At 32.4% G+C, this 9188-nt stretch carries 7 protein-coding genes; 6 read left to right on the top strand and 1 reads right to left on the bottom strand.

What is annotated here, in order from left to right; translation table 11 throughout:
• Both ACJMLH_RS08020 and ACJMLH_RS08015 read left to right on the top strand, forming a co-directional pair.
• Positions 1–411 (top strand): hypothetical protein (locus ACJMLH_RS08020; RefSeq protein ID WP_405276500.1); only part of this gene is annotated, 411 nt, incomplete at its 5' end.
• 25 nt (positions 412–436) lie between these two features.
• Positions 437–2128, top strand: a complete 1692-nt coding sequence (locus ACJMLH_RS08015) for an MATE family efflux transporter (RefSeq protein WP_405276498.1) — start codon at positions 437–439, stop codon at positions 2126–2128.
• Positions 2129–2250: 122 nt separating this feature from the next.
• Here the strand turns inward: ACJMLH_RS08015 and ACJMLH_RS08010 are convergent, their stop codons facing one another.
• Positions 2251–3666: an MFS transporter gene (locus ACJMLH_RS08010; protein WP_405276502.1), complete on the bottom strand. Its 1416-nt coding sequence runs from the start codon at positions 3664–3666 to the stop codon at positions 2251–2253.
• 424 nt (positions 3667–4090) lie between these two features.
• Between ACJMLH_RS08010 and ACJMLH_RS08005 the strand changes: the two genes are divergently transcribed.
• The 4 genes from ACJMLH_RS08005 to ACJMLH_RS07990 all read left to right on the top strand — a co-directional run.
• Complete coding sequence (locus ACJMLH_RS08005) at positions 4091–5020, top strand: helix-turn-helix domain-containing protein (protein WP_405276496.1); 930 nt, start codon at positions 4091–4093, stop codon at positions 5018–5020.
• A gap of 217 nt (positions 5021–5237) precedes the next feature.
• Positions 5238–7028 carry an ABC transporter ATP-binding protein gene (locus ACJMLH_RS08000; protein WP_405276494.1) on the top strand — a complete coding sequence of 597 codons (1791 nt, stop codon included), beginning with the start codon at positions 5238–5240 and terminating at the stop codon, positions 7026–7028.
• Positions 7029–8774, top strand: a complete 1746-nt coding sequence (locus ACJMLH_RS07995) for an ABC transporter ATP-binding protein (protein WP_405276492.1) — start codon at positions 7029–7031, stop codon at positions 8772–8774.
• 31 nt (positions 8775–8805) lie between these two features.
• Positions 8806–9188, top strand: a 383-nt coding sequence (locus tag ACJMLH_RS07990; RefSeq protein ID WP_405276490.1) for an MptD family putative ECF transporter S component, incomplete at its 3' end; no start/stop codon positions are given.

Genomic DNA, 9188 nt, shown 5'->3' with positions numbered 1-9188 from the left:
ATGTCTAAAGAAGAGACAGATATGAGTCAAATAGATTATGTTGCAAAATCTGTACTTGAATTATCAAAAACACCAGAAAAATGTAGGATATTCCATTCCATGAATAATCATTATATAACTAACGGAGATATAATTGATGCATTGAACGATTATGGTTATAACATCCAAGAAGTCGACAATGAAGAATTTAAAGAGATATACGATAAAAACATGAACGACAATATTCAAGGCCTAATTACTGCAGAAATATCTGTTGAGGATTATGAGGAAGAAGATTCCTTTGAATCCCTTGTAGAAATAGAACAAACTACCGAAATTCTTCGTTTATTAGGATTTAATTGGCCTAAGCCAGATAAAGACTATCTTAAACGGTTAATAGATTATTTAAATAAATTTAACTATTTCGAATGAAAATTTGGCTTAAACAGATGATAAAATGAATAATGAGATAATAACACACAAGTTCAGAGAGCTGTTATTGCCTACAATACTTATAGCAATGGCTTTAAATATAACTTCAATTGTTGATTCAAGTTTTGTGGCAAATTACATTGGACACAATGGACAAGCAGCGTTACAGGTTTTGGAACCATTAGTATTATTAATTTCAATATTTGAATGGTTATTTGGATTAGGCGGTCAAATTTTATGCTTAAATAAAAAATCAGAATTTGACGAAGATGGAAGCAATCACTATTTCACAACATCAATGCTCACGACAATACTAGTTTCAATTATAATTATTTTGGTGTGTGTATTATTTGAAGATGCTTTAATTGCAATGTTGCATCCTCCATCAGCTGATTCAATACCTTATATAAAAACTTATGCAAAATATCTGTTTATTAGTTTCCCAATTGTGACCATAATGGGAGTGTTTTCTCAATTTATCCGAGTTGATGGACAGCCAAATTTTTCCTCAGCAGTAATCATTATTGCAAACATCGTCAATATATTTTTAGATTATTTATTCCTCGGTGTTTTTCATATGGGCATTGATGGAGCATCACTTGCAACATTGATAGGATATGTAATCGGAGCTATTTGTACCCTAAAATATTTGTTCGATCCAAAAAGAACATTCAAATTTACATTATCCCAATTAAAAATCAAAACATGGGCAAAATCAACTGCAGAAATAATTAGGATAGGTCTCCCAGGAGCAAGTATGGGAATTTTTGACGTGATATTAGTTTATATTATGAATTTGATTATTGGTGCTGCTTTAGGAGAGATAGGTTTGGATATATACAACGTATGTGTCAATGGATTACTGATAATAAGTATTTTAGTAATAGGATTTGCAGAGACATTATCATCTATAGTGCCTATCTATTACTCACAAAATGATTTCTATAATTTAAACCATATTATACGAAGATCAGTTATGATAACATTGCTTTGTTCAATAATTTTTACTGCAATCTTATTAATCTATCCTGACGGATTATTAATATTCTTTAAGCTTCACCATATGCCTAATGATTCAATTGTGGAAAATGCCATTAGAGCATACTCATTGGCATTTATACCTATGGCATTTTCAACAATGCTGATATTTTATTATGAAGGAATAGAAAGAACGGTTGAATCCGGAATAATTTCAGTCATCTCAACATTACTCGGACCATTACTGTTTACATTCATCTTATATCCATTTATGGGCATCGACTCTGTCTGGATATCCTTTGCATTAGGATATATTTTGTCAATAGCAGTTGTTGCATGTTATGTTAAGATTGTTGAAAGAAAGGAAAGTGAATATTCTGGCCTATTTTTCATTAGAAAGGGATTGATTGAAAAAACTAGAAATTACACCTTAAAAAGTAAAGATGACAATGAAAAAACTGAAATGTTTAATCATTTAGAAAGTTTGAACGTTGATTCTTCATCATCTGAAACATTAAATAATCTTATTAACATGATTTTCGATTCAAACGATGAAAATGTATTTATAGAGGTATTATTAATTGATTATGGAGATAAAATTACTGTTAATATGAAAAATGAAGGTAAAAAGGATGTAATTGAGAATATTAAAAAAACATTTCCACAAGATAATGTCAAAGTTAGTGAAGTATTGGGCTTAAACAATATTGAATATACAATTAATGAAGTTAAAGATTAATTCTTTAACTTTACAATATTAGCCGAGTACATTACTATTTGGATTTCATCCGATAGGACCTGTCAACTATCTGTTCTTCTATACTTGTATCATCGTAATCCTAATACAATGGCATTGAAAAATCAATAGTCGTATTTGTCATACACCCTTTTTTTAGCCCATTCCGGCGCAATACGTTTAAAGAATCTTACGGTATTCTCATTAGGAGCATAGTCATATCTTAATTTACTGTAGAAGAGTAAAATTGCTGCAGACAAATTTAACAATATGCATATAAACATCATTAGGTTAGCTGACTGAATAAATAAATGATCAATATGTTCAGGCCCCAATTGCTGGTTTCCAATGAAAATGGACAATATGACTGTGAAAATTCCAGAACTTAAAATTTTACCGAATTCTTTACTGGTTGATAAAACTGAACTTGCATCAGGCAAATCTTTTTCATCCACAAGAGTTAAAACATATTTATTATTTGGAGCTGAAAACAACCCATTGCCGATTCCTTGTAAGGCGCATGCAACAAGAATAATATTAAATGATATAAAATCAACAAAGAAAAACAAGATTGATGATGCGCATATGAACATCATTGCAACACCAGATATTAGTCTTGAATCAATCCTATTTGAAAGCCTGCCTGATAAACCGGATAACCCTATCATGACAATAGGCGCAATAAGAAGAATAAAGCTCACGATAATCTCTTCAACATCTAAAATATATTGCAAATGCAGTGCAAGTACAGTAATGGTAATTGTTGTAGTGAAATAAGTTACCATAGCCGCATAATTTCCAATCACATATTTAGCATCCTTAAGCAACTTGAAATTAAATATCGGTTCGGGAACATTTTTTTCAACTTTAACCAATATTATAAATAAAATAAAGCTGACTACTACAAAGACAATTCCAAACTCATCCAATAGTGTCATCCCATAGGTAAATAGACACATCATAACAACATAAATTAGTGAACCTATATTGTCGACATGTTTCTTTTCAGTAGTCCATTCATAGTCAATTCTATTCAATAATATCATCAGAATAGCAATTATTGGGAGCACCATTACAAATGCCCATTTCCAATCAAATAGGACAATTGCAAATCCCATAACTACTGGAGCAATTAACAATCCAATATATCCTGCTGATGAAACTACACCTAATGCGGAACCTATTTCACTATCCTCAAACTCTTCAACTATAATAACATATAAACTAATGGCCAATATAGCAGCTGAAAATCCCTGCATTAATCTAGATAAAAGAAACATCATATCATTTATCGAAAATAGTGAGATTAAAATAGAAACAAACAGCAATAAAAGACTTATTTTAGTGGATTTTTTAACCCCATACTGTGAAATGATTTTAGCAAACGGCAGACTGAAAGCTACAAAACTCATCATATAAATTATATTTACCCACAAAAGTGCTTCAGCAGAAAAATTTAATTCAATAGCTATATCCGGCAGGGCAATAACAGTCATATTAGCAATTAACTGTATGAGTAATTGGGATGCCGCCGCAACAATTAAAGTTGATTTTTTCTGCGAAATTTTAAAAATAATATCCCCACCTACTATATTTATATTGTATATTGTTCTTATAGTTAATCAGAAAGATTCAAAATATAATGTAAAGGAAGTATCTCTTTAGTCCATCCGTTGCAGGATTGATAATTGCTGGTGAAGGTTATTAAAGAGATTATTGATGAATGAATATAAAATTAAAAAAATAAAAAAAGAATGTTTGGAATTTAACTCATTGCAGCCATTCCAAGCATTGATATACCAAGTACTGATACTAAAATTATTGAAATTATCATCATCACTACACCTCTGTTCAATCGTATGAAACGAATAAAAAAAAAAGTTCCGATACTTATCTATTTCAACCAATAAAACTTTAATAAAAAAATGTCACAAATTTAAGTATATGAATGAAAATCTTTATGGAATGTTTGATAAAGTTTTACAATCCGAATATTCGATTATAGAAGAGGGCTCAAAAAAGACAATTGAACTGGGAAAAAGTGCAAAATACGGAACAATGGAAACTTATTCATTATTTGATGGAATAATAATCGCTTTTATGGACATCAACATTGACGAAATGGATAATGTATTTTTTGAAGATAAACTCTCTTCCCGTTTGCTTCAAATCAACCATTGCGCTAAAGGCAGATACTCATATGCAGTGGGAGACGATAGGATTGTTTATTTTGGAAAAGGAGATTTGTGTGTTAGTATTTATGATTTAACAAAAACTGTTTCGGACTTTCCATTAGGATATTATGAAGGCTTGGAGATTTTCATTGATGTTGATGTTGCAAACAAACATATCAAAAGCCTTATTCCTGATTTTGATTTAATTGAGTTATATGAACATTTAGAAAAATCCAAAGGTTATAGGTTACTTAGAGCAAATGAGAAAATCGAACACGTGATTGGAGAGTTATATTGTGTCGATGACAGAATTAAAGAACCTTATTTCAAATTAAAATGTCTTGAACTGTTATTATTTGTCTCCATAGCTAGAGAAACTAAAACAGAATCATTATCTCTTTCTAAAAAACAAGTTGACATTATTGAAAATGTTAAAAATGATTTAATCAATGATTTGGAAAGTAAAATCACAATTGATGAATTATCCAACAGATATGGAATAAGTAAAACAACCTTGAAGAATTGCTTTAAGGAAGTTTATGGAAAACCTATTTATAAATGGAGAAAGGAGTACAGACTTGATTATGCCTGTCGATTGATTAAAGAAGGGCATTTGAATATTTCAGAAATCTCCAAACAAGTGGGCTACTCTTCACCTTCAAAATTTAGCCAAGCATTTAAGAAGTATGTAGGCTGCACCCCGTCAGAGTATGAAAAATAATTGACTTTTTGGTATACTTTTATCTTTTTAGTTCAAATAACTATATATACCTATTTTAAAATAGTTAATAATGAAAATAGGTTACATCTAATTATTTTTTTTAAAAATACTTCAAAAATTGTTCTTTTATTTATTTTTAAGATATTTTAAAGGAATAACTTTTTAGGACTATTTTAAATTTTTAGGTATGCCTAAATAAAATTTTAAGGAGTTTATTATGTCAAATACTCAAAGTAAAAATAAATTTATACGATTATTGAATTATTCCGGCAATTACAAATATCTGTCAATATTGGGCATGATATTATCAGCTTTAAGTGCAATATGTCTCTTAATTCCATTCATATACATATGGAATGTTGTAAATGCCATTCTAACTGTTGCTCCAAATTTTTCTCAAGCACAGAACCTAGATACATATGCCTTTAATGCATTTGCATTTGCAATAGCTGGAATTGTTCTAAACTTTTTCGGTTTAATGGGAACACACTTATCTGCATTCAAAAACGAAAAGAACATGAAGGATGCGGCTATAAATCACTTGCTTAAACTACCGTTGGGATATTTCTCAAACCACACCAGTGGAGGACTGCGGAAAGTAATTGATTATAGTACTTCAAAAACCGAAACATTTTTGGCTCATCAACTGTTTGACCTTACAGGAGCCATTGTGACTCCAATAGCATTTCTGATATTGTTATTCAGTTTTGATTGGCTTTTAGGTTTAATATGTTTAATACCAATCGTATTATGTTTCATATTCATGTATCCGATGTTTTCTTCTGAATCCCAAAACATTATGGTTCAATATCAGACATATCTCGAAAAAATGAACGCTGAAGCAGTGGAATATGTTAGGGGAATTCCAGTTACAAAAGCATTCCAACAAAGTGTTTATTCATTTAAAAACTTCATTGATGCTATTAAGAATTACGCAAAGTTCTCTGCCAATTATTCTCTGTCAACTCAGCTTCCGATGACCGCATTTACTGTATCAATTAATGGATTTTTCGCACTGTTGATTCCTGCCGGAATATTGCTTGCAGGATCTGTAGTGGATAAAAAGTTCTTAGCAGATTTCATGTTTTATGTGATTTTCACACCGATTTGCGCTGTAATGATGAATAAGATAATGACAGTTTCACAGGATTGGATGCTGGCAAGCCATGCTTTGGAAGGTATTGAAGAGATTTTAGCCGAAAAACCTTTAGTTGAAACAGATAATCCTCAAAAGCCTAAAAATCATTCAATTGAATTTGAAGGAGTCTATTTCGACTATGAAAAGACTGACGGTGATGAACATATCTTAAATGATGTTAATTTAAAAATCAATGAAAATGAAACTGTTGCATTAGTTGGACCCTCCGGTGGCGGAAAAACAACAATAGCCTCATTAATACCAAGATTTTGGGACGTTGATGAAGGTTCAATAAAAGTGGGTGAAGTTGACGTTAGAGATATTTCAACAAAAGATTTGATGGAGAACATCTCATTCGTATTCCAAAATACCACATTGTTTAAAGATTCAATCTACAATAATGTGGCAATTGGTCGCAAAGGAGCTTCCAGAGAAGATGTTAAAAATGCATTAAGCTTGGCTCAGTGTGATGATATCATTGCCGAATTGCCTGATGGAATCGATACTGTAATTGGAACTGAAGGAACCTATCTTTCAGGAGGTCAGCAGCAAAGAATAGCTCTTGCAAGAGCAATTCTTAAGGATGCTCCAATCATTATTTTAGATGAGGCTACTGCTCTAGCAGATCCTGAAAACGAATATATGATTCAAAAGGCGATTTCGGAAATTACCAAAGATAAAACAGTCATTATGATTGCACATAGATTATCCACAGTCAAGAATGTAGATAAAATTTATGTAGTTGAAAACGGACGGATTGTAGAAGAAGGCAATCACGATAATTTAGTTGAAAATCAAAGCCTTTATTCAAGAATGTGGGATGAATTCAACCAGTCCATTCAATGGAAAGTAAAAAGTGAGGTGGCATAAATGATATCTGAATATTTTACCGAAAGATTTGGGCTTACAAAAGAAGGTTCCGATAACTTAATTAAAGGAATCCTCTACACAGCACTTTTAAACATTGCATTCATGTTGCCTGTCGGTTTATATGCATTGCTCATTTACATGTGGATAGGACCATTGACCGGTGGGGAAATAATTGATCCCAACCTCGGAATGTTTATCGTATTGATATTGATTGTTTTGGGAATCATCTTTGCATTGGCATGGAAACAATACCACTTCGTATTCAATACAACATACACAGAAAGTGAAAACAGAAGAATCAATCTAGGTGAAAACTTAAGAAAACTTCCATTGTCCTTTTTCGAAAACAGGGACCTGGCAGACCTGACAGCAACAATCATGAACGACTGTACCGATTTGGAACATGTCTTCTCACATGCAATTCCACAATTGCTCGGTTCAATTATCTCACTATGTCTTGTAGCAATTGGTATGTTAACCTTTAATTGGAGATTAGGTATTGCACTATTGTGGCCGGTTCCCGTTGCATTTGCAATATTATATGCTTCAAAAATTCTCATCTACAGAGGTGGAGAAATTGTCATGGCAGATTTGCTTGACTGCGGAGATAGAATGCAGGAATGCATCGAATCTGTTAGAGACTTAAAATCATACAACCATCAGGACGAATACTTTGGAAAGATTTCAGCATTAACTTCCAAAATTGAAAAGTCAAGAATCAAAGCGGAATTAATGTCAGCAGCCGGAGTAATTACAGGCAAAGTTGTCCTGAATTTAGGAATTGTTTCCGTAATTCTTCTAGGCTCCTACTTGATAATGAATTCACAGGTGTCACTATTTACACTTTTAATATTCCTCATAGCTTCCGCTACAGTTTATGCACCTGTTGAAAACGGTTTGATGTTTTTATCTGAAATACTTATGATGGATATAAAAATTGAAAGAACAAAAGAAATCGAATCACTGGTTGTTGAAGAAGGATTAACCGAGTATTCATTAGACGGTTACGACATTGAATTTAAAGATGTCGATTTCAATTATGATGATTTGAAAAATGTTTTGACCGATATTAATTTCACAGCAAAACAGGGTGAGGTTACAGCACTTGTAGGCCCTTCAGGTGGCGGAAAATCCACTGTTTCAAAACTGGCCGCAAGATTCTGGGATCCTGTTTCCGGTGAAGTAAATTTGGGAGGCCAAGACTTGTCAAAATTGGATAGTGAAAAACTCCTAGAAAACTTCTCAATTGTTTTCCAGGATGTGATACTGTTCAATACATCAATTCTGGAAAATATCAGAGTCGGGAAAAAGGACGCAACCGATGAAGAAGTAATCGAGGCTGCACGCCTAGCGGAATGTGAAGAGTTTGTTCAAAAACTTCCTGATGGATATAATACAGTAATTGGTGAAAATGGTGAGCTATTATCAGGTGGTCAAAGGCAAAGAATTTCTATTGCAAGGGCAATGTTGAAAGATGCCAATGTGATTCTTTTGGATGAGGCAACATCATTCTTGGATGTTGAAAATGAATCCAAAATCCAAAAAGCATTATCAGAGCTTATTAAAAACAAAACCGTGATAATTATTGCTCACAGGATGCGTACAATAGCCAATGCCGATAAAATTATTGTTCTCGATGAAGGTAGAATCTCTGAACAAGGGTCACCTGAGGAATTATTAGCTCAAAATGGACTATTCAAAAAAATGGTCGATTTACAAAATTTAAGTGGGGAATGGGTAATCTAATTCCCTTAAAAAAACTTTAGGAGAAAAAATTATGTCTGAAAGATTAAACGTGAAAGACTTAATCACTGTAGGTATCTTTGCAGTGATTTTAATAGTGTTGATATTTGCATTTGGAATGCTGGGATATATTCCGATTTTAATGTTGGCACTGCCAATATTGGCAGCGTTGATTTGTGGAATCCCCTACATGTTGTTTTTAACAAGAGTTTCTAAATTTGGAATGGTTACCCTGCTGGGATTAATTTTGGGAATTGTAATGTTTTTAAGCGGACACACCTGGGTGCCGATACTTGTATTTACCTTATTTGCATTCATTGCTGATTGTATCTTAAAAATGGGCAATTATTCATCAGTCAAAAACTCAATTATAAGTCATGGTGTTTTTATAATGGGAATTATGGGCAATATGTTGCC

The organism is Methanobrevibacter sp., assembly GCF_045116495.1.
In the GTDB taxonomy this organism is placed as follows: Archaea; Methanobacteriota; Methanobacteria; order Methanobacteriales; family Methanobacteriaceae; genus Methanocatella.
This window is presented reverse-complemented; position numbering and strand designations above follow the sequence as displayed.